Consider the following 22,085-nt stretch of genomic DNA (forward strand, 5'->3'; position numbering starts at 1 on the left):
CTGCGTTCCTAATACACCAGCAAGGCAGAACCCCAGGTAAAGCCGCCACCAAACGCTTCCAACAATAAAGTTTCCCCGCGCTTGATGCGCCCGTCTCGTACCGCCACGTCCAGTGCCATGGGTACTGATGCGGTAGACGTATTGCCATGAATTTGAACCGTTTGCACAACGCGTTCCATTGGCATATTCAATTTTTTAGCCGTGGCTTTAATAATTCGCATATTGGCCTGATGCGGGATCAACCAGTCGATATCGCTTTTCTGAAGATTATTTTTTTCCAGTGTCTCCAGCACAACATTGCCCAATTGCTTAACGGCGGTTTTGAATACTTCATTTCCGGTCATACGCAGTTGCGCTTCTTCACCTTTAAAGGTTTCCACACCCTTACCAATACCCGCCGGATAGTAGAGTAGATCCTTGTACTTTCCGTCGGCGTGCAAATGGGTTGAGATGATGCCGGCTTCTTCAGACGCTTCCAGAATAACCGCGCCAGCGCCATCACCAAACAGCACCGCGGTACTGCGATCATCCCAGTCCAGCAAATTGGTAATGCGTTCGCCACCAACCACCAGGGCTTTTTTCACATCGCCGCAGCGAATGAATTTATCCGCGACGGCTAAGGCGTAAATAAACCCGGTGCATGCTGCCTCCAGACTAAAGGCCATGGGGCCATGAATGCCGAGGCGCTCTTGCAATAAACAACCAGGATTCGGGAATATCTGATCGGGTGTTGTTGTGCCCACGATCACACAATCGATGTCTTCGGCACTCACTCCGGCTGCCTCCATGGCGGCCTTGGCTGCTACTTCGCACATATCCACGGTGGTCATATCTTCTGCGACATGACGTTGCTTGATTCCGGTGCGAGTCTGGATCCACTCATCGGTAGTATCCATGATCTTTTCCAGATCAGCGTTGGTTAAAATTTTGGGTGGATTACAGCGACCGGTTCCGGTTATTCGGGAATAAATTCTTTGCATGTGAATTCTCTGTGAGTGCAGCAATTTGAAACTAACTGTATTCTACTCAATACCAGCAACATTTGTATTATTTATCGTGCAAAAATTGATACCGGAGGCATAAAAAAAGCCGCGTAGATCAATATCTACACGGCTTGGATTACTGGATGGTTATTTAGTCTTCCATCTCATCCATCTCGTCCATATCAAACTCATTGACCTTGGGCTTGATGACTTGCTTGCCACGGTAATAACCATCCGCCGTTACAGTGTGACGCAAATGCGTTTCACCAGTTGTTGGATCGGTCGACAATGTTTTGCCTTTCAAAGCATCGTGTGAACGACGCATGCCGCGACGTGACGGGGTTTTTTTACTCTTTTGTACTGCCATTGGTATTCTCCAAAATATAAATCAAATTCTTTTTCCAGCGAGCTTACAAGGCATAAGCCACTGGCATAAATTCTGTATTAATGTTTGATCAGGTCTTTCAAACCCGCAAACGGTCGTTGTTTTTCTTCCTCAAAAGTCGCTTCAACACTTTGGGTGTCTGCGGAATATTTTTCCCATCCCGACTCTACGCACTCTTCTGCATGTTCATGACGCGGATAGAACGGTATGGCTAATTGCAATTCTTCGGCCAATAATGCGCCCAAGTCCAGTTCGCCCTCACGTATATTCAGTTGCGATTCCTGATTTGCCAAAACCAGAATCTCCTCATCGGTTTCGACAAACTTTTCTGCGTCTTTATCCGTTGCCACTAAAACATAATTATTACTGTGTTTTACATCGATGTTCATTTTTCCTAAACATCTTTGACAGCTGACAAATATTGTTCCATCGATTTGCAAACTAAGTGATTGTTTATCTTCTCTTGTTCTGGTAAATTTTGCCTGAAGGCGTAACACCGGGTCTTCGCCACTTTCGTCTGCGAAAAGCAATGTGTTTACTCCAGGAAAATCTTGGGCTTTAATGGCCTGCTCGATCAACAGTGCCTGTCCGGCGGCATCCGTAACGCGTATCGGACGCAGTAAATCTATCGACATAACCTGTTATTATAATTACTTTTTTAGGGATTGACCACAGTCTGATCACTTTTAACATCGAGTCTGCATCAGATTTATCCCGGCATTTTCGTGATCAAGAGTAGAAATGAGCCTAGTAAAGAATAAATTTCATGTCATCCTGGCCTCACAATCGCCCTTTCGGGCTGAACTGCTGAACCGCTTAGGCATTGATTTTGAACAAGTTTCTTCAGATATTGATGAAACTTGCCGGCCAGGTGAATCTGCGCAAGAACTCACTCAACGTCTCGCAACCCGTAAAGCTCAATTTGTTCTCGACCGACTGGAAAGTATGGCGGATGAAACCCTGGTGATCATCGGTTCGGACCAGGTTGCCAGTCATCGCGGGAAAATACTGGGTAAACCGCGTTCCCGGGAAAACGCGATAAAACAACTTTCGACCTTCAAAAACGACAAAGTAGAATTCTTTACTGCTGTGTCGGTACTTACCCATGCAGAAAAATTTGAACACCTTGATGTCACTCAAGTGTACTTTAAAGAACTGAGTTTAAAACAAATAGAAAATTATGTAGACGCAGAAGATGTTTTAAATTGTGCAGGCAGTTTTAAGTCGGAAGGGTTAGGCATTAGTCTTTTCAAAAAGATCAAAAACCAGGACCCGACGGCCTTGATTGGACTTCCGATGATCTGGGTGGCAAATTGTTTGCAGAAAATAGGAATTAAAATTCCCTGAGCCGACGAATTCAAACAGGCTTGAGTTTATCGATCAGTCTGCTTAGATCATCCGGCAAAGGCGCGCTAATTGACAATTCTTCGCCAGACTTCGGGTGTGTGAATTCAATATTGTGCGCGTGCAGGAACAGTCGCTTTAAACCCAGTTTTTTTAGCTGCTTGTTAAACTCGCGATCGCCATAACGATCATCACCAGCCACGGGATGTTGTTTAGCTTGTGCATGCACGCGTATTTGATGTGTGCGGCCTGTCTCAAGATCAACCTGCATTAAACTGACTTTAAGGTTTTTGTTTTTTTCAGCAATGTAGTGTTGTAAGCGATTGAAATGGCTAAGTGACTTTTTGCCCTTCTCACTCACGACAACGTGCCGCTCACCGCCTTTTCGATGTTCAACGTCCAATGGTAAATCCACTCGGGCGCGATCCGACCAATGGTCTTTTAACAAAGTCAGGTATTGTTTTTTGACTTCATTGTCACGAATTTGCCGGTGCAATTCACGCAAGGCACTGCGTTTTTTGGCAAGCACCAAACAACCACTGGTTGAACGATCGAGACGATGCACCAATTCCAGATATTGCTGTTGCGGTTTCAACAAGCGCATGGCCTCGATCACGCCTAATGAAATTCCACTACCGCCATGTACCGCCATGCCCGATGGCTTATCAATGATGAGCAAGCGTTCGTCTTCAAACAAAATAGAATTCTGCAAGCGCTCAGCCAGTTTTGAACCAAGGCTTAGTTGTGGCTTGGCCTCAAGATTTTCCTGACGCTCCAAAACCATTTTTGGCGGTAAGCGGATCTGGTCACCCGCAGACAATTTTTGCATTGGCTTACAGCGCTTTTTATTTATGCGTACCTGACCGGTGCGAACCAGGCGATACAAATGGCTGCGTGGCAGATCCTTGAATTCCCGCAACAAGTAATTATCCAGGCGCTGTCCGGCCTCGTCGTCCGCAACAGTGAACAGATTTGATGGTTTAAGCCCGGTGCTGGATTTTTGCTCAGTCATGCTTAGTTATTGAAAAAAAAGACATTTTACACCTTTGCGTGAAGATTGTGGCATTGCGGCACCCGACTATTTACTGTATAGTTCGCACGTCTAACGTCTCATTAGACTTTGTTTCAAGTAATTGAAATATAACATTTTTTGAGAACGCAAAGATTTCGCAACCTTGCTGTTGCGGCATTTGCCCCAATATCAGCAATGTAGCACCTTTTTTTACCACCGGTTTATAAACAAAATAATAAACCCTAAATAATACCAATCTCGATTTGTTGTTCGAGCACAGAGCCACAACGCAATACAAACGTTTGTCGGCCAATCGAAAATTCAGAGATGACGTAAAAGCGAAAAACACATAACCTTTAAAATGTTATACATAGTTTGCTATTTATTAAATTGCCTAACCAGTCTGTTGACACCGACTGTAGCGATTTCAGTACGTCCCTCACACACAGAGACCGGCTTAAGCCAGAATCTCTTACCAGTTTTCAATTCTTCAAAACACCTCGCACACAACAGATCATGGGATTGGTTGGAAAGCAAAACCCATGAAAAGATTATTAGTAAACGCAACGCAATCCGAAGAGATGCGCGTTGCAATGGTCGATGGCCAACACCTTTACAACCTCGACATCGAATCGCCAGCGCGCGAATCACGTAAAGCCAATATATACAAAGGCGTAATCACCCGGGTCGAGCCGAGTCTCGAAGCCGCGTTTGTTGATTACGGGGCTGAACGTCACGGATTTCTGCCTCTCAAAGAGATCGGCAAAGAATACCTCTCAAACTATAGCGGTAAAGGCAAGCCCAACATCAAAGAAGTGCTCAAAGAAGGCACTGAAGTAGTCGTACAGGTTGAAAAAGACGAACGTGGAAACAAAGGCGCAGCCCTAACCACGTTTATTAGTCTGGCCGGTCGCTACCTGGTGTGCATGCCAACCAATGCCAAAGCCGGTGGCGTATCGCGTCGCATCGAAGGTAAAGACCGTAACGAATTACGTCAGGTCATGAACAATTTGAAAGTACCGGATGGCATGGGTGCAATTGCACGTACCGCGGCAGTGGGACGCAATGTCGAAGAACTGCAATGGGATCTTGACTATCTGGTCAATATTGCCAATGCGATCTATGAAGTTTCGGAAAAACGCAAAGCCCCCTTCCTGATCTATCAAGAGAATAAGCCGATATTGCGCGCCTTACGCGATCATTTCAGTGGTGAAGTTGGCGAGATCGTTATTGATAACGATGAAATTTACCAGGAAGCAAAAAACTTTGTGGCTAAAGTTATGCCGCAATACGAACGCAAAGTAAAACTTTATAACGATGACGTTCCATTGTTTAACCGTTTTCAGATCGAAGGCCAGATCAATTCTGCCTTTGCTCACACCGTTGACCTGCCTTCCGGCGGTAGTGTGGTGTTTGATCGCACTGAAGCCTTGACCTCTATCGACATTAACTCCGCGCGAGCAACCAAAGGTGGCGATATTGAAGCTACCGCTTTAAACACGAACCTTGAAGCGGCTGAAGAGATTGCGCGTCAATTACGCATACGCGATCTTGGCGGCTTGATAGTTATTGACTTCATCGACATGTACCAGCAACGCAATCAAAAAGAAGTGGAACGCCGAATGAAAGAATCGGTACGGCATGATCGCGCGCGTATACAAATTGGACGTATCTCGCGTTTTGGTTTAATGGAAATGTCACGTCAACGCTTACGCCCTTCTCTAAGTGAAGCCAATACCATGACCTGTCCACGTTGCAGTGGCCTGGGATCAATACGCGACGTTGAATCGCTATCACTGTCTATTCTGCGCTTGATCGGCGACGAAGCCAGAAAAGACAACACCTCACAAGTTGTTGCCCAATTACCCGTCGATGTCAGCACTTATTTGTTGAATGAAAAACGCGAATGGGTTGCAGAGATCGAAACTCGCAACAATGTGCGTGTGATCGTTTTGCCCGACGCACAACTGGAAACCCCGCATTTCCATTTGCGCCGCATTAAAGGCGATGAAATGGCCCTGCCTGAAAATCAGGGTTCCAGTGTTGACCTGGCATCCAAAATTGAAGATTTGCCATTGGTTGATCTGGACAAATTCGGCAAAAAACAAACACCGGAAGTTCCGGCGGTTGCCAATATTCTTCCAGAAACACCTGCACCACAACACGTACCAAAAAAGAAAACTCAAAAGCCCGTTAAGTCACGTAAACCTACCTCCGAAAAAGCTCCGGTAAAAGAACTTGGACTGATTAAACGAGTGACTAATTGGTTTACCGGTAGCGCAACAGAAAAACCGACAAGCGAAGAAAAAGTCCGTAAAGACAAAGAATCTCGTGAACGCAAGGATTCCAAGAGTCGTCAACCACGTGGCAAGCAGGGCCAAGACAAAAGCCGTTCAGGCAAGCAACAAAGCCGCGGCAAGCAACAGGGTCAGAAATCTCAAAACCAAAAGCGTAATGAACGCGGGCGCGGCCAATCAAAACACAAGACCCAGTCTGATCGTAGTCAAAGTCAAAAAGGCAAGCAGCAAGATCGCAAACAGGGGCAACGCAAACAACAAAGGTCTCGCGATGAAAATTCCGATGTAACAGATACAAAATCCACAGACACACAGATCCGGCAAGATAATCAACAAGCCAAGCAACAAAGCGGCGAGCAAAAACAGGGGCGTCAGCGCCAAGGACGCAATCGCAATCGTAACCGTCGTCGCAACCCGCGTAGCAACGAACAACAATCGCAACCACGTGATGACAAGCCGCAATCCCAAACTGCGGAACCTGTAAAACAAGCAGCGCAACAAGCCAAACCGGAATCCAAGTCGGCAAGTGTACAGCCGGAGGTCAAGCGAGCAGAACAAAAAGTCGAAACGCCCGTTTCCAAGCCTGCCGCACCAAGCCAAGCGTCAAATTCTGGTTATGTAGCCCCATTGGCAGCGGCCCCGGATAGCAAACCTGAAAACAAGCAAAGCGAAGCAATGCGTTTTGCTCCGTCCAAGCCTGAGGTATCTGCAGCACCTAAACCTGCGGCACCTAAACCTGCGACACCTAAACCCGCTGCTCCCAAACCCGCTGCTCCCAAACCGGCAGCACCTGAAGCTAAGGCAGCAAAGTCTGAGCAAAAGCCGCAACAAGCTCCTCAGACTCCAACACAACACACTCCAAAGCCAGTGACCCCAAAACCACAAACTCCACCAAGCAAAGCGCCTGCTCAAGCTACCGCCGAAATACCGGCGCCGGCTAAAAGTGGCGGGTTTGGATTCTCAACCACGAGTGCTGCACAAACAACGACCGCACCAGCCATTCCCAAGGCCGTTGAGAAAAGACCGGTACCCAAGAAAACTGCTGAAGCTCAAAAAGAGACTCCAGTTAAAAAGATAAGTGATGGCAAGTCGGCATTCACATTAAGCCATTCCGATAATGTGGTGCCAAAAAACAAAGAAAACGGCTAAACGTCTTTATTTAGCTCAGATGAAAACCGGTCATTGACCGGTTTTTTTATGTGCGCATTGAAATAGAAAATCAAATCTTGTCATTTAACATCCTGATGTATGCAATCAGGTTTTCGCAAGTTTCAGTGATCAAGCGCATGACATGATCAAAACCGTCCTGGTCACCAAAATACGGGTCCGGGACCGATTGCAATTCAGCATGACGGGAAAAATCCAGAAATAGTCTGATCTTGTGCTGCAAGTGTTCAGGGCAGATTGCCATGAGGTCACTGAAATTTGATTCATCCATGGCCAGAATCAGATCAAACTCTTCAAAGTCGCTTTCATGTACCGCACGTGCACGGATATGCTCAAGACTGATTCCGTGTTGCCTGGCACTGGCACGCATGCGCGAGTCCGGTAATTCGCCAACATGATAAGCACCGGTTCCGGCTGAATCTATACGAATGCTGGTATGCAGGTCGGCCTTTTTTAATTGATGTTCAAACACACCATGTGCTGTGGGCGAACGGCAAATATTCCCCAAACACACAAATAGAATACTGGCGGGTTTTTTTTCGAGTGTAGTATCAGGACTGCGCATAGCATTTATTCGGAGGAATTTAAAAATTCGGTAACTTTTTTAAGATCTTCCTCAGTGTCCACGCCATGCCCGGGAACCCCGTTTGCGGTAGCGATCTTGATCAACAAACCGTTATCCAGTGCGCGTAATTGTTCCAGTTTTTCTGTTTGTTCGTGCTCGGTCGGACGCAGGGTGATCAGCTTTTTAAGCGTTTTAACCCGATAGGCGTAGAGACCCAAATGTCGGTAGGCAAGAAATTTCTTGGTGTCGCGCGGGAAGGGTATTGGTGCACGACTAAAGTATTGAGCGTATTGCTGTTTATTAAACACAACCTTGACCACATTCGGATTGGCAAGGTTTTCCTGATCATGGAATGGCAAACACAATGTGGCCATCGCAGCAGCTGGATCCGAGTCCAGTAAACCTGCAACTTGATCCAGTAATGCCGGCACCATCAAGGGTTCGTCTCCTTGTAAATTAACCACCAGAGTTTCAGCATCCCAGCCTTGTTTCAAGGCTACTTCGGTTATGCGCTCGGTCCCATTTTGATGGTCTTTTGAGGTCATAAAGCACTTAACGCCGGAATCTTTTACAGCTTTAGCAATGCGCTCGTCATCGGTAGCCACTATGACTTCACTGGCATTTGATGCCAGGGCCTTGTCGATCACGCGCTCGATCATGGTGCGACCGTGAATTAGCTTTAACGGTTTACCGGGTAAGCGCTGTGAATCGTAGCGCGCAGGAATGACTAATTTGTAGTTCATGTTGTTTGCTTGCTGGTTGGTTCGACTAATGAGCTTATCATTGAGTCAATTGCCTCGGACTGCAAGTTCAGTGTAACAGGAACAAACCAGATATTGTCTGCCTGCAAGTCCGGGTATTTAACCGCATCTTTTTCGGTCATCAGAATAATTTCATTACTATGCCGTTCAAAGAATTTGTGTGGCATAGCCGCATGATCACCCAGCGCATGACGAGTGACCTTTACTTCATACTTTTCCAGCAAATTAAAAAACCGCTCGGGGTTTCCAATACCGGCAAAGGCATGAACCGATCGACCTGAGAGTGCCGTCAGGGCCTGTTGCCTGCCTGAATTGAGCTGACAAATAACTCCCGGCTCTAGCGTAAAACTTTGTAGCACCAGATTTTGCAATGAATCATGTACGGGCTCTCCATTACACAATAAAATATCGGCCTGGTGCAGGCGTGTTTTCTTTTCTCGCAATGGACCAGCTGGAATTAGATTCCCATTCCCCAAGCCGCGCTGACCATCCAGCACCACGATCTCGTGATCTCGTCCAAGTTTACGATGTTGCAAACCGTCATCACTTAGGATCACATCAACATCCGGGGCATTGGCAAGCAGGGTTCGTGCAGCCGCCACTCTGGCCTTCCCGATGGCAAATGGAACCCGGGTTTTCTGAAAGATCATGTAGGGCTCATCACCAACTTCCGATGCCAGACTGGTGGTATCCAGCATCACACTGGCTAAATGTGATCGACTGCCTCCGTAGCCACGACTGATCACGCCGGGCTTTAATCCATGCTCACGGAGTAATTCGATCAAGTGCATAACCACGGGTGTTTTACCAGTACCGCCAACGGTAATATTACCGACCACGATCACCGGTTTGGGCAACTTGACCGTTTTTATTAAGCCTATCCTGTATAGCAGTTTGCGAAATTGAAGCAGGAAAACGTACAAGGGAACAAGGCAGCGTAAAAACCACGGGGAGTTTTTCTCGCCGTACCAGACCCTGAGCAGATACTGTTCGAGTTTTTGCATCTTAAAATACTTGCCCGGACCCTGTGTTACAGCGAACCGGTTTGCAGTTGTTGTAATTTGGCGTATTGCCCGTTTCTGGCCAATAAGGATTTATGGTCACCTTGTTCTATGACCTGCCCGTTCTCCATCACCAGAATCTCATTGGCCATCTCTACTGTAGACAGACGATGCGCGATGACTAATGTTGTGCGGCCTTGCATCAGTTGTTGCAAAGCGTCTTGCACCAAACGCTCCGACTCGGTGTCCAGTGCCGAAGTGGCTTCATCCAGAATGAGTATAGGTGCATTTTTCATGATGGCACGGGCAATGGCGATGCGTTGTCGCTGACCACCCGATAACAAGACGCCACGATCGCCCACCATGGTATCCAGACCCTCGGGCAATTCGTTCACAAACTCCATAACATGTGCGGCCTGGGCTGCGGCAATAATGTCTTTTTCGCTGTATTCATGCGAACAGGCGTAAGCGATGTTGTTGGCAATGGTATCGTTGAACAAGAACACATCCTGGCCAACATACGCGATCGATCTTCGCAGATCGTGTAAAGCGTATTCACGAATGTCATGCCCGTTAAGCAAAACGAAGCCGGAACTGACGTCATAAAAGCGTGGGATCAAACTGGCGATCGTGGATTTGCCACTGCCAGAGCTTCCAACCAAGGCCAACATTTTTCCTTTTTCCAGCGTGAAGTTGAGATGCATGAGAACCGGTTCCGCTTTTCCTACGTAACTGAAACTCACGTCATGAAAACTGAGTTGCAAATTATCCGTCTGCAACTCGCGAGTACCCTCGTCAATCTCCCCGGCTTCATCCAACACTTCAAACACACTGGCGGCTGATGCCAGACCCATTTGTATTACTTCATTAACGTTTAGGAGTTTTTTGATCGGGGTATTGATCATGAGCAAGGCGGTTAAAAACGCCATAAACTCGCCGGTTTGCAGATCGGTGTGACGCGACGCAAAATATATGATCAAGCCGACCGCAACACCGGCCACCAGTTGCACCAGCAGATTGCTACTCGAACGGGTCAAAAGCACTTTCATATTGCCCAAATAATTTTTCAGATTACTCTGCTTAAAATCCTGTTGGGCTTGTGCTTGACCACTGTAGGCTTTGACCACCTTGTGGCCGATTATGGACTCTTCCGAGATTTGTGTAATATCCGATACCGAATCCAGAATGCGTTCGCTGTAGCGTTTGAATAATTTACTCACGATCTGGATGATCAACATCAAGATCGGAATAATCGCAAACACAAACAAGAACAATTGCCAGCTTTTCATGAGCATGACAATCAGCAAGACCACAATGGTTAAACTGTCTTCGACCAAAGTGCGTAATGCCCTGCTCGCAGTTTGTGCCACTTGCTCAACGTGGTAAGTCATTTTTGCCGTGAGCTCGCCATCGTTGGTATTGTCAAAATAGGCGGTCGGTAACAAGGTGTACTTGGCAAACAGATCGTGCCTGAGGTCAAAGATCACTTTACGTGACAGCTTACCCATAAAAAACGTGGTGCCGGCCGTGGAGCCACCGCGAACCACAAACAATATAAACAAAAACCACGGTGCCCAAGTCAACCAGAAAGGATCACGTTCGGCGAAGACCTTATCTACTATGGGCTCAATAATACTGGCCAGGGCGCCATTCGCCAGAGCCAGAAACAACAGACACAATATTATGATCGGGAAAAATTGCTTATAACGGAATATATACCCAAGCAAACGCTTGAAGGTCACTTTTCCGGGTGCATCAAGATGTATAAAAGGCATAGATTTCCCAATTTGCGACTGGCATGGTCGGGATCAGTTCTTATCTGGCGTTACGGTAACAATGTTCAAATTGGCAAAACCCAGGCGTCCGGCCACATCCATGGCCGCCACCACCGATTGATGCGTGGCGTTACCATCGGCACGAATGGTAATGGGCATATTTCGATCTTCACCAACTTCACGCGAAATGGCTTCACGTAGTGTAGCCGGATCAGAGTTGATGAGTTCTCTGTCGTTCAAGAAATATTTGCCATCGGCCGTTATTACTATTTCAATGCTTGGATCAATGGACGCCGGGGTTTCGACCTCGGCTTGTGGCAAAGTGATCTTCATTTCCGACTCTTTGGTAAAACTGGTCGAGACCATGAAAAATATCAACAACAGGAACACCACATCGATCAATGAGGTCAGATTGATGCTGGGTTCGCTGAGGATGCGTGGATGAAGATTCATGCTCTTTACTTACTTGATCTTGGTGGCCGTAGGCTCTACCCCGGCCAAGGGCAGTTTGCCTTCCATGCTTTGCAATAAACGGATCGCTTCTTTTTCCATATCCACAACCAGTTCCGAGACCCTGCCGTGCAAATAGCGATAAGCGATCTTGGCCACGATCGCAACCGACAAACCGGCGGCCGTGGTGATCAGGGCTTGCGAGATACCACCCGCCAAGACCCCGGGATTGCCCACTCCTTCGGTAACAATGGCATTAAATACTTTGATCATGCCCCACACCGTTCCTAACAAGCCTAGCAATGGCGCGGTTTCAGCAACCGTGCCCAGCGAATTCAGGTAGCGTTCCATTTCATGTACCACGTGTCGCCCGGTGTCTTCAATACTGCTTTTAATGATGTCGGTGGATTGATTGCGATGTACCAAACCTGCCGCCAGCACACGCCCTAAGGGAGAACTATTGTGCAAGGCACGCAAGCGTTCCTCATCCACCTGATGATTCTTGATCCAGCTCCAGACGGTTTCGGTCAATTTGGGGGGAATGACTTTTTCTTTGCGTAAGGCAATGAAACGGTCGATCAATATGATCATTGTGATGATGGAACAAGCCAGTAACGGCCACATGATCCAACCGCCAGCTCTGAATATTTCGTACATGCAGACTCTCTATCTGTGGGGCGAAAATTATTTGATTTATCGCGTTATTTTAACAGTCATGTCAGCGGAATATCTATTCAATTCAGGATTTTAGCGGATTTATTCCATTGACATTGCTGTGGGTTTATTGTGCATTTATTGCACAGTCCTGATGCCAATAGCGGCAATTTGTCTCGCGCCAGGATGTGGATTTGATACTTCCACCCGGACTTATTTGAAATTCCAATTGACCACTTGCAGCAATGTTGTGAATACGGGCCCCAATCCTTTGCCAGCGCCCGACCACTTCGATCTTGGGAAAACGCCAACGATTGGCAAAGCCGGCCGCAAAAATTACCTGGTCAGCTTGCGTCGCTTGAACAAATTCTGGGGTGGAGGAAGAAAGGCTGCCGTGATGTGGCGCAAAAACGATGTCGCTGTTTAAAAGACTATTGTCGTTGCTGTGCTGTTGCAATAACTCGTATTCGGCCAAAGTTTCTATATCCCCGGTTAACAAGATCGAGCGACCGGCGTAGGAGATCTTCAGGACACAAGAATAATCGTTATTGTCACCACTAAGTGTGGACGGTGAAGGATGTAAAAACGCAAAGCTGACGTCGTCCCATGTCCATGTTGTGCCAGCCGTACACGGCATTGAACCGGGAAGTGGATCTTTTGCCGGCGCATACAATACTTTCGGAGCAAAGGCTTTTTGAATCGAAGCAAGTCCGCCTGCGTGATCATTGTCGCTGTGACTGATGATGGCACCGGAGAGTTGCCGTACACCGCGTGCCTGCAAGTCAGGTATCACCACCATCTCGGCGGTATTGCCGCCCTGTCGAAATGCCGGTCCGGTGTCATAGATCAACTGATGGTGTTGCGTTTGTATGAATACCGACAAGCCCTGCCCCACATCATAGACCTGCATGCTGAGACCCGACTTTACGGATTTACCTGGAGCGAAACCACTGATCAAAGGCAGTATCAATACACTTGCATAATGGCGTGCCACAAGACCACGGGGCAAGATCAAAGTGATAAGCAAAATAAGCACACACAGGATCTGGAACCAACCCAGCCTGAGATCCTGACTGCTCAGTGACCAGACCGACACCCATTCCAACATTTGCCAGACTACGCCTAACCATTGATGTTCCCACCAATAAAGCTGTTGAGACAATTCAGGCAAAACGCCCTGCAGGATAACGGCGACCAACAATACGGGCACCACACTCAGCGTGAATAGTGGAATAAGCACCAGATTAACCAGCGGCGCAACCAGACTGACTTTGGAAAAACTCATGGCCACCGGTACACTTAACAGCAAAACCAGTAAAAACTGCATACGCATCAGGCCTGAGAACTTGTGCTTAAAACGTCGTAAGAGTTTTTTCTCAGGTCGGTTAAATACTTTGTCGCGTTTGGCTAAATAGATTAATACCGCAACCGCCATGAACGACAACCAGGTGCCACTCGCCATAACTGCGATCGGATCCATGGCGGTCACCATCAGCAAAGCCAAAGCCAAAATTGACACGGCGTGTAAGCGGCGTTTACCAAACACGCCAATACTTGCCACCAACAACATAATGCAGGCACGCTGGGTTGGCACCGAGAATCCGGCCAATGCGGCATAGATGAAAGCAAACCCGCCACCAAGTAATAGACCACATTTGAGGGGTGAAAACGCCGGTTGCGCGAGTCTTGATATGCGTGATGCTGGTAAGGCCCAGGCAAGCCAGAGAATTTTACCCAGATAAAACCCAAACATGGCGGCAATGGATATGTGCAAACCGGATATCGCCAATAAATGACTGGTGCCGGTATTTTGTAATACCGTCCATTGTTCTGTTGAGATGTCGTCACGTAATCCCAAACTTAATCCAAGGATCAGTGCGGTGATATTCGAATTTCCCGGCAAGGCAGAACGAATGGTATTGGCCAGACCTTCACGCACTTGCAACCAGGGGTAACGGTTTGTCTCTAAGTCAATTGCCTCAGCACGTAAATACGCCGTCGCGCCAATGCCCTGCTGATACAACCAGAGTTCATAGTCGAAGGATTCGTTATTACGTAAGCCACGTGTGGTTTTCAGTCGCAAAGTAAAATTCCAACAACTCCCGGCAGTAAATTTTTTCGGGTCTTCCAGATTGTAGGCATTAACCCGAATGCGACGAATATGCGTGACTTGTTCATCCTGTGGCTGGATCACAAAACGTAGTACCGAACCCTTGGCTTGCGGAATACTGGCAATACAGGCATCGAGTGAGAGATCTTGCGCCATCACATCCGGTGCGGCGGAATTAGACAAATACACATGCGCCTGAATGTGGGCACGCAAGTAACCCATACCGATACCCAGCATTACAAGTAATCCGATCTTCAAAAGGAAAGCGGTTAGTCTTTTAAGCCTTTGCAGTCGCCAGAGATACAAGCAGAACACTGTAGTTGGCAAAAGAACGCATAAAAGTTCAAGACTCGTGAAAAGTCTGGATTGTTGCTGCACAAAAAATATGCCGGCAACAAAGGCCAAAGTGAACAATACCAGCGCCAGTGTGCGACTGAGCACACGCGGGTTTTTACTAGACGGCTGAATTGATTTGTGCGGGCGTGCGAGTACGCCGCCCCGGGATATTTGCATGATCGCTTCCTTGCTGATCGTTTAAAAAATGTGGACTAATTCCTTTAGTCAGCAAAAGTATAACCAAGCCGTTAGAATATCACCATGCCCAGACGCTTTTTTCAACGTGTTCTACCCGACCCGAAAGAGATTCGCGATGCCTCGTATGTCAGTCCATTACGCGGTTTTATCGATAATCGACAGCTCTGGACCACCAAACGCCGCAATGTGGTGCTAGGTTTGGGGATTGGCATATTTTGCGGTTTTCAACCGATTCCTGCGCACACCATGCTGGCGGTACTCTTAGCCATCTGGTGGAAAGCCAATCTGCCTATGTCGATTGTCGCGACCTTGTTCAACAACCCTATCACCATGTTTCCGATGTATTTCCTTGGGTACAAAGTGGGCTGCGTGATACTGGGCGTACCGGACCTGGAGGTGCCACCCGACGCCAGCAAAATGGACTGGATCAAAAATTTGATCGCCAACAGTTGGCAACCGATCTATTTGGGATGTTTTGTAACCGGGTTGGTGTTGGCGCTAATCGGCAGTTTAGGTCTCAACCAGTTTTGGAAATGGGCGGTTTTAAAACGCCGCCGCAATCGTTTACTGCGAACCGATGAATCCAAAAGACTGGAACAGGATAATGTGGAGTATAAGAAAAAGATCAAGTGACATTAACGCCGCAAGTATGGGCTTGCAAAAGTGGCAGGTAATTGCACATGCAATTTAAGTGGCGCATCTAACAGTCCAATGCCCTGCCTTGTTATGTTCAAACTATTTAGATTCTGAACTTTTAATTGGCATTGCATCAAGTGGCTCTACAAAACCGATATACAAAACACAGGGGTCGCCTTTGTGGCAATATGCGGAATGTGGCAGTTTGGCTGGGCCGTATGCATACTCTCCAGTTTTTATAGTTGCCTTTTCATGGTCGTCATATTGGACATCAAGGGTGCCAGAAACCAGCACCATACGCTCTTGAGATGTGTGTAAATGATGTGGTATTACAAAATCACCAGGAACTTTAAAATAGATATCCAGGTTGTTTTTGGAGGGGTCACCCTGCAAAACTGCAATTTCACAACCTGTAGGTATGAAGTCAGGGCATGGAGCCCATTGAAGTGTTTTATCCATATGGGAGATAACCAAGGGCTTTTCTCCTGCATTTACATGCCCGTACATGAATATTAAAACTAGCGTTAAAATTAATTGAGTGTTTTTCATTTTTTAATACCTTTTTTGGTTAATAAATCAAAACAATACGAAACAATACGAGCGAAACAATACGAGCGAAACAATACGAGACACACACCATTTATCCTACACGAAAGTCAGATAACGAAACAATACGAGACACACACCATTTATCCTACACGAAAGTCAGATAAGGATTACAAATTTTCTCGGTAGAATAAGTTCTTATATTTAATTTGCAAAAGGATTTGCAATGGCTATTGCCCGTCGTCAGCTTATCGATGCTGAAACCACCCCTTATTATCATGTAATGTCTCGTTGTGTCCGTCGTGCGTTCTTGTGTGGAATAGACAAGTTAACAGGGCGTGACTTTTCACATCGACGGCAATGGGTCGAAGATAAACTCAATGAATTAATTCCAATATTTGCCATCGATCTCGCGGCCTATGCGATTATGAGCAATCATTATCATCTGGTGCTTCGAGTTGATAGTGATTTAGCTAGATCCTGGAGTATGGATGAAGTTTTTGAACAATACAGTAATTTGCATGCATGCTCGACGGTTGTGGAGCGGTATCTAAACGGGGCTGTACTTACAACTGCTGAACTATTTCTAGTACAGGAATACGAAAATGAATATCGGGAACGCTTGAGTTCCATCAGCTGGTTCATGAAAGTGTTGAATCAGCATATTGCGGTTAAGGCGAACAGAGAAGACAACTGCACAGGTAAATTCTGGGAATCACGCTTTAAATCCCAAGCTTTACTGGATGAGGCTGCTCTGCTTACTTGCATGGCATATGTGGACTTGAACCCGATAAGAGCGGGTATGGCTGACCGACCTGAACAGTCGGACTTCACCTCGATTCAAACCCGACTGGATCGTAATAAACGCGTTCCAGCCAACTCAATGAAACTATTACTCGGCTTTATTAAACTCAAGGCCGAATATGGCGACAAACACATTCCACTGGCTGAATCGGCTTACATCGAATTGGTCGATTGGACAGGACGATGTCTAAGAGATGGTAATAAAGGTTCTATCCCGCCTCATTTGGCCCCCATTCTCGAACGCATCAATCTCACCGAACAGGATTGGTTACGACATACTCGCTACTTTGAAGCCAGGTTCAAACGCGTGGCAGGCAGTTGGGATTCCATCAAACAAACCGCTGCCAAATTAAAACGTAATTGGTTTCAAGGCAAACCGCCCAAACCGATACCTAATTAGAAAACTCCAACTAAATTAATGGAATTGGGTGCTGCCCAAGGATTGTTATGTCTTCGATTTGGGAAACTCTGAATTTTTAAGCCAAAAATCAGAAATTGTCGAATTTCGAACTATAAATCCCTCAAAATCTCATGTCTGTGCAAATCAAAAGCCTCAAGTTGATGCTTTTGATTTGACATATCTGTGTGTGTCTAAATTTGCTTTATTGATGGGTCATCAGGTTTCCATTCTTCAATTGGGTCATGAGCAATACAGTCCCATGACTTAATTTCAGGTCTTAATGTTTCCATAGCGTATAACGTTTGAGAACAGCGGCGCCGTAGGCGTCCGACTGCTTTGACTTGTTAAGTGCATTATAAACATGCACCATGTACATAACAAACATAGACAATAGAAGCATAAAAAAATAATGGTAAATTAGCAATAAAAAGCCCTATTGAAAAATAGACACTGAACTTTGACTTATTAGATATAAAGTAATATGACAGTGAGCCTAGAGCAGATGAAATTACTAAAAATACTGTGTCAGAAATACCTGACCAGCTCAACGAATAATAACGAGTTATTGAAATATATGCTGCTAGTACAACCCCCGAAATTAATAAATTTGAAAACAATCCTTTGATATTCATATTAAATGACACTTAACGCCTTGGTAAGCCGCAGCCAGAGCGAAGCGGCGGGGACAAAACGCATAAGCGTTTTGCTGTCGGCTTGACCAACTTGTTACGTGTTTAGTCATGGAAGTGCTCCAAACTTGCAGCCTTGATATATGGAGTAAGGGCTTCCACTGCGCCGCTATTTTTGTGCCAGATAATATATGTGTAATCCCATTCTTCACTTATAACACACCCCAAATCTGGAACTACTAACTTCAGGAATTCCGAGGCGTTTTTATTCATGCTTACTTCATAGTTTGAAAGTACAGATTCTATATCGCCAACGCTTGTAAGCGACTGCTGATCACAGCTCGCTATCTCAATAGCGAAGTCTTTAGCTAGGCTTCTTAGTAGCGTATTGAACCGACCCCATTCAACTTCCGTGACTTCGTCCAACTTGTGATAATTCTTTTTACCAAGCCATCCCTTCCATAAGGACACAAACTCTTTGGAATATTCCGGCTTAACTTCCCAACCTTCAAAGTATTCGCTAAACATGATTTCTCGGTGACACGTAACGTTTTAGGTAATGGGCGTATGCGCAGCACACGTCCAGCCAGCTTGCTGGCGATTATTAACCGACTTGTTATGTTGCACTTTGCCAATTTTTGGTAATACCTTCATACTCCCACTCTGCTTGTTCTTTTGCTTCTTCAACTGACTCATGTGCTGAGTCTGATAACTTATTATCTGAGTAGCACATAAATAAATAACAATAACCTTGTAAGTCGGTTTTAGTAATAGCAGCCCATTTTGCCTTACCCATTACTTTGCCATCAATTTCATGCGTGCAGTTACTGGTATGAATACACGACTCATCAATAATTGCACTCAACATAATTTCAAGAGAGCCTATTTTTTCAGGTATCTGCATAAAATTTCTTTTGCGACATAATGTTTTAGTTAACAGGCGCTACGTATGTAGCGTCCAGAGAGTGAAACGAACGCTGTTAAACGGTTTGTTATACGCTCTATGGTTTGTAATTTTCATACTCCCACTGAAACATTTTTGATAACTCCAAACTTATGCCTTGCCAATTAATACCAGAAATATCATTTACCTTAGTATTTAAAATATTTAAGACCTGGCTCCAACTTTCATAATAAGGGATAACTAATATATAGTCTTTGTGTGCAAGTTGAGAAAGCATTTTTTCAGTTGTTACATGAACATTAAAATTATCGGCTCCCTTTTGGCCTTCAATGCCAATTGAAATGTTACACCAAAATTCAACCATAGAACGATCTTCAGGCTCCCAGTTTTCTATTGGGTCATGAGTTATACAATCCCATTCTTTTATTATTGGTTTAAGTGTTTTCATGTTTGCGTATAACGCCTAGCTAAACGGCGCGGTGTAACCGCGTCCGATTTAAGCGTATTGTTAGGTGTGCTTATGGTGCCCATTTATTTAATTTTACTTCTAAAGGCGATAATAAAGACCACAATAATAAACCACACATAGCTACGCCAAAAAATATAATCACTTTAACTGTAATATTAAGTGAAACGAGGGTTTGTAAATAGATAGATAGTAATCCTATTGCTACTGCAGATAAACACAAAAACACTGCGTTGATAACCCAATGAAACCCTACCATAGATTTACAATTCTGGCACTTAGGCCTACTCAACATTAAACCAATAATTGAGATTGATTTTTTATTGCAATTGGGGCAATTTCGCTTCAATGAGTACACCTAACGTTTGAACTAAGCGGCGCCGCTTGCGGCGTCCGACTTAAGTGACTTGTTAGAGGAACGTAACTTCATAACAAGATTAAATCTCAATTGATCGTAGTAGCTCTAACCATTTGTATTTATTTTCCATCACCTCAGTAAAATCGATTTCTTTGGCAAAGGGTAATTTATGAGAATAAAATATTGAATACACATCATTACCGTCAGAATAGAATCTATTTATTACATACTCATAGCGAGACTTATCTGGTGCTAATAAGGTCAGCAATAAATACACATCTTCTGGGTATGAGGTGTCTTCATTTTGCAAAATTTCAGGAGCAAGTGCAAACATTGGCTTTACACTATTAACATAGTTTGGCAAAACCTCTTTTAGCTTGGTTTTGTTACTGTATTTGCGTACAGTAATCATATTTTTCCAAGCCTCTAAGCTTTGTCCATTAGGCAAATATTCTGATGTTTTTACATCATTTTTATCAGACTCCCAAACTTGACAGAACTCACTTTCACCAAACGATATACAGTCAGATGCAAATGCAGTATTAGCAAATATAACAAATAGAATAGCTATATATATTCTCATTCTAGTTCCTCTAACAGTTTTATTCAGCGACACAGTGTCGCATAATTCTATGTCGGTATTTATCCATTAATGTTTGGTTAAATACCACGATTTATTCAAGTTAAACAATAACATAGATTACAACATCTTCGTTAAAAAAACTCCTACAAAAGCGACACATGAAATCTGAGTTGTGTGTCGGTTTTATCTTACGGATTCTTAAAGAATATCTAAATTATTCCATTAAAACAGTAACTTACATCATGATGTGAGCCTTTGTTAATGCGACAGTCTGTTTTGTCGGTTTTCAAAGTCTGATAATATTCAATTACAAATTTATTTAACAGTTAAAAGGATTTAACTATGAAAGACATGGACAATGTCAGGCATGTTTTGCCAAAAACACCTTCTAAATTTATGCACCGTTTGCGTGCGTTCATCAGGGCAAAAAATCTCGCCTATAAAACTGAGCAAACTTACTGCTTTTGGATCAAGCGCTATATCTTTTTTCACCATAGGCAGAACCCACAAGAACTGACACCACAACATGTGGAACAGTTTTTGCATTCTTTGGCTGTGGTTGATAACGTGAGTGTGGGCACACAAAAGATCGCATTAAATGCTTTGGCATTTTTATACAACCAGTTTCTAAAGCAGCCGCTGGGTCAAATTCATATAACCAAAGCAAAAGTGCACAAAAGAATTCCTACGGTATTCTCACACAAGGAAGCCATTGCCATAATTCAGGCTTTAACAGACCCTTGGAAACTATTGGCGAACTTGATGTATGGCTCTGGACTACGTACCAGTGAAGCCATCAAACTCCGCGTAAAAGATCTGGATTTTGATAACCAGATCATTTTGATTCGCTCGGGAAAAGGCGATAAAGATCGACGCAGTATATTACCCGATTCACTCTACCCTGAGCTCAAACAACAGATCAATCTGGTTATTAAAGTGCATCATAAAGACCTGCACGACGGATATGGGTCAGTTTATATGCCAAAAGCATTAAACCGAAAATACAAAAACGGTGCAAAAGAACTGGCATGGCAATATTTGTTTCCTTCAGAGAGCCTATCGCGTGACCCTCGCAGTGGAATTATTAGAAGACACCATGTCCATGAACGCTCTCTCCAACGTAACGTTAAAAAAGCCATTCAGGCGGCTCATGTCACAAAGCACGCCAGTTGCCACACTTTTCGTCACAGCTTTGCTACAAGACTATTGGAACAAGGGAACGACATCAGAACCGTGCAGGAATTACTCGGGCATGCGGATGTTAAGACTACTGAAATTTACACTCATGTTTTGCATAAGGGGGTATTAGGAGTAAAGAGTCCGGTGGATAGCCTGTAATGGCTTACTCTCAGGCCTGACGCAGATTGGCAAAATGAAACAAACAGATACCAGTAGCTACTGACACGTTTAAACTCTCCACCGCCCCCGCCATAGGAATCTTGATCAGTTGGTCACAGTGCTCTCGCGTTAGGCGTCGCATACCTTTGGCCTCGTTACCCATCACAATGGCAAGCGAACCTGACTCTGTAGACTCAAATAAGTCCGACTCTGCTTCACCCGCCAAACCAATAACAAACACCCCGTTCTCTTGCAGCATTCGGATGGTGCGTGCCAGATTGGTCACTTGCACATAAGGCACCAGCTCTGCCGCACCCACCGCGACTTTTCTAACCGCGCCGGTAAGGCCGCAAGAATTACGTGACGGTGTAATCACGGCATCC

At 45.2% G+C, this 22,085-nt stretch carries 21 protein-coding genes and 1 pseudogene; 5 read left to right on the forward strand and 17 right to left on the reverse strand.

All coding sequences use genetic code 11. The annotated features are described in order from the left end of the window. Positions 1-8: 8 nt before the first annotated feature. From HKN88_10075 to HKN88_10085, 3 genes are all read right to left on the reverse strand, one after another. Positions 9-980 (reverse strand): ketoacyl-ACP synthase III, encoded by a 972-nt coding sequence (locus HKN88_10075; GenBank protein ID NNC98403.1) that lies wholly within the window; start codon positions 978-980, stop codon positions 9-11. A gap of 154 nt (positions 981-1,134) precedes the next feature. Beyond that, positions 1,135-1,350, reverse strand: coding sequence for a 50S ribosomal protein L32 (rpmF, locus tag HKN88_10080; protein ID NNC98404.1), 216 nt, complete (start codon positions 1,348-1,350; stop codon positions 1,135-1,137). Between the two features lie 77 nt (positions 1,351-1,427). Beyond that, the gene (locus HKN88_10085) at positions 1,428-2,003 is read right to left on the reverse strand and encodes a DUF177 domain-containing protein (protein NNC98405.1); all 576 of its coding nucleotides are present in this window, start codon (positions 2,001-2,003) and stop codon (positions 1,428-1,430) included. 106 nt (positions 2,004-2,109) lie between these two features. Here HKN88_10085 and maf point away from each other — a divergent pair, with 106 nt between their 5' ends. After that, positions 2,110-2,715 carry a septum formation protein Maf gene (gene maf / locus HKN88_10090; protein NNC98406.1) on the forward strand — a complete coding sequence of 202 codons (606 nt, stop codon included), beginning with the start codon at positions 2,110-2,112 and terminating at the stop codon, positions 2,713-2,715. A gap of 10 nt (positions 2,716-2,725) precedes the next feature. On the opposite strand, the gene HKN88_10095 is transcribed toward maf, so the two are convergent. Then, a complete protein-coding gene (locus HKN88_10095) occupies positions 2,726-3,724 on the reverse strand; it encodes an RluA family pseudouridine synthase (protein ID NNC98407.1) in 999 nt (332 codons plus the stop codon). A 542-nt stretch (positions 3,725-4,266) separates the two neighbouring features. Between HKN88_10095 and HKN88_10100 the strand changes: the two are divergent. Then, positions 4,267-5,886: pseudogene (locus tag HKN88_10100) on the forward strand (Rne/Rng family ribonuclease). A 1,354-nt stretch (positions 5,887-7,240) separates the two neighbouring features. On the opposite strand, the gene HKN88_10105 reads toward HKN88_10100, so the two are convergent. The 7 genes from HKN88_10105 to HKN88_10135 form a co-directional block, all read right to left on the reverse strand. Then, positions 7,241-7,753: a low molecular weight phosphotyrosine protein phosphatase gene (locus HKN88_10105; protein ID NNC98408.1), complete on the reverse strand. Its 513-nt coding sequence runs from the start codon at positions 7,751-7,753 to the stop codon at positions 7,241-7,243. A gap of 5 nt (positions 7,754-7,758) precedes the next feature. Beyond that, on the reverse strand, positions 7,759-8,496 hold the full coding sequence (gene kdsB, locus HKN88_10110; GenBank protein NNC98409.1) for a 3-deoxy-manno-octulosonate cytidylyltransferase: 738 nt from the start codon (positions 8,494-8,496) through the stop codon (positions 7,759-7,761). Next, complete coding sequence (locus HKN88_10115; protein ID NNC98410.1) at positions 8,493-9,518, reverse strand: tetraacyldisaccharide 4'-kinase; 1,026 nt, start codon at positions 9,516-9,518, stop codon at positions 8,493-8,495. Before HKN88_10115 ends, kdsB begins: the two co-directional genes overlap by 4 nt. 26 nt (positions 9,519-9,544) lie before the next feature. Continuing rightward, on the reverse strand, positions 9,545-11,290 hold the full coding sequence (gene msbA, locus HKN88_10120; protein NNC98411.1) for a lipid A export permease/ATP-binding protein MsbA: 1,746 nt from the start codon (positions 11,288-11,290) through the stop codon (positions 9,545-9,547). A gap of 33 nt (positions 11,291-11,323) precedes the next feature. Then, positions 11,324-11,743 carry a biopolymer transporter ExbD gene (locus HKN88_10125; protein ID NNC98412.1) on the reverse strand — a complete coding sequence of 140 codons (420 nt, stop codon included), beginning with the start codon at positions 11,741-11,743 and terminating at the stop codon, positions 11,324-11,326. A 9-nt stretch (positions 11,744-11,752) separates the two neighbouring features. Continuing rightward, on the reverse strand, positions 11,753-12,397 hold the full coding sequence (locus tag HKN88_10130) for a MotA/TolQ/ExbB proton channel family protein (GenBank protein NNC98413.1): 645 nt from the start codon (positions 12,395-12,397) through the stop codon (positions 11,753-11,755). Between the two features lie 124 nt (positions 12,398-12,521). Continuing rightward, a complete protein-coding gene (locus tag HKN88_10135) occupies positions 12,522-15,017 on the reverse strand; it encodes a DNA internalization-related competence protein ComEC/Rec2 (protein ID NNC98414.1) in 2,496 nt (831 codons plus the stop codon). 84 nt (positions 15,018-15,101) lie between these two features. Between HKN88_10135 and HKN88_10140 the strand changes: the two genes are divergently transcribed. After that, positions 15,102-15,671 (forward strand): DUF2062 domain-containing protein, encoded by a 570-nt coding sequence (locus HKN88_10140; protein ID NNC98415.1) that lies wholly within the window; start codon positions 15,102-15,104, stop codon positions 15,669-15,671. 102 nt (positions 15,672-15,773) lie between these two features. Here HKN88_10140 and HKN88_10145 read toward each other — a convergent pair whose 3' ends face one another. After that, positions 15,774-16,223, reverse strand: coding sequence for a cupin domain-containing protein (locus HKN88_10145; GenBank protein NNC98416.1), 450 nt, complete (start codon positions 16,221-16,223; stop codon positions 15,774-15,776). Between the two features lie 223 nt (positions 16,224-16,446). Between HKN88_10145 and HKN88_10150 the strand changes: the two genes are divergently transcribed. Then, complete coding sequence (locus HKN88_10150) at positions 16,447-17,424, forward strand: transposase (protein NNC98417.1); 978 nt, start codon at positions 16,447-16,449, stop codon at positions 17,422-17,424. 734 nt (positions 17,425-18,158) lie between these two features. Here HKN88_10150 and HKN88_10155 read toward each other — a convergent pair. The 4 genes from HKN88_10155 to HKN88_10170 form a co-directional block, all read right to left on the reverse strand. Next, positions 18,159-18,581, reverse strand: a complete 423-nt coding sequence (locus HKN88_10155) for a hypothetical protein (GenBank protein NNC98418.1) — start codon at positions 18,579-18,581, stop codon at positions 18,159-18,161. An 88-nt stretch (positions 18,582-18,669) separates the two neighbouring features. Further along, complete coding sequence (locus HKN88_10160) at positions 18,670-18,957, reverse strand: hypothetical protein (protein NNC98419.1); 288 nt, start codon at positions 18,955-18,957, stop codon at positions 18,670-18,672. Between the two features lie 97 nt (positions 18,958-19,054). After that, on the reverse strand, positions 19,055-19,405 hold the full coding sequence (locus HKN88_10165; GenBank protein NNC98420.1) for a hypothetical protein: 351 nt from the start codon (positions 19,403-19,405) through the stop codon (positions 19,055-19,057). Between the two features lie 455 nt (positions 19,406-19,860). Continuing rightward, positions 19,861-20,364: a hypothetical protein gene (locus HKN88_10170; GenBank protein ID NNC98421.1), complete on the reverse strand. Its 504-nt coding sequence runs from the start codon at positions 20,362-20,364 to the stop codon at positions 19,861-19,863. Positions 20,365-20,715: 351 nt separating this feature from the next. On the opposite strand from HKN88_10170, the gene HKN88_10175 reads away from it, so the two are divergent. Then, positions 20,716-21,702 carry an integron integrase gene (locus tag HKN88_10175; protein ID NNC98422.1) on the forward strand — a complete coding sequence of 329 codons (987 nt, stop codon included), beginning with the start codon at positions 20,716-20,718 and terminating at the stop codon, positions 21,700-21,702. 10 nt (positions 21,703-21,712) lie between these two features. Here the strand turns inward: HKN88_10175 and HKN88_10180 are convergent. Then, a partial coding sequence (locus HKN88_10180; GenBank protein ID NNC98423.1) for a 23S rRNA (guanosine(2251)-2'-O)-methyltransferase RlmB occupies positions 21,713-22,085 on the reverse strand: 373 nt, incomplete at its 5' end.

The sequence above is a fragment of the Gammaproteobacteria bacterium genome (assembly GCA_013001575.1).
In the GTDB taxonomy this organism is placed as follows: domain Bacteria; phylum Pseudomonadota; class Gammaproteobacteria; order Steroidobacterales; family JABDMI01; genus JABDMI01.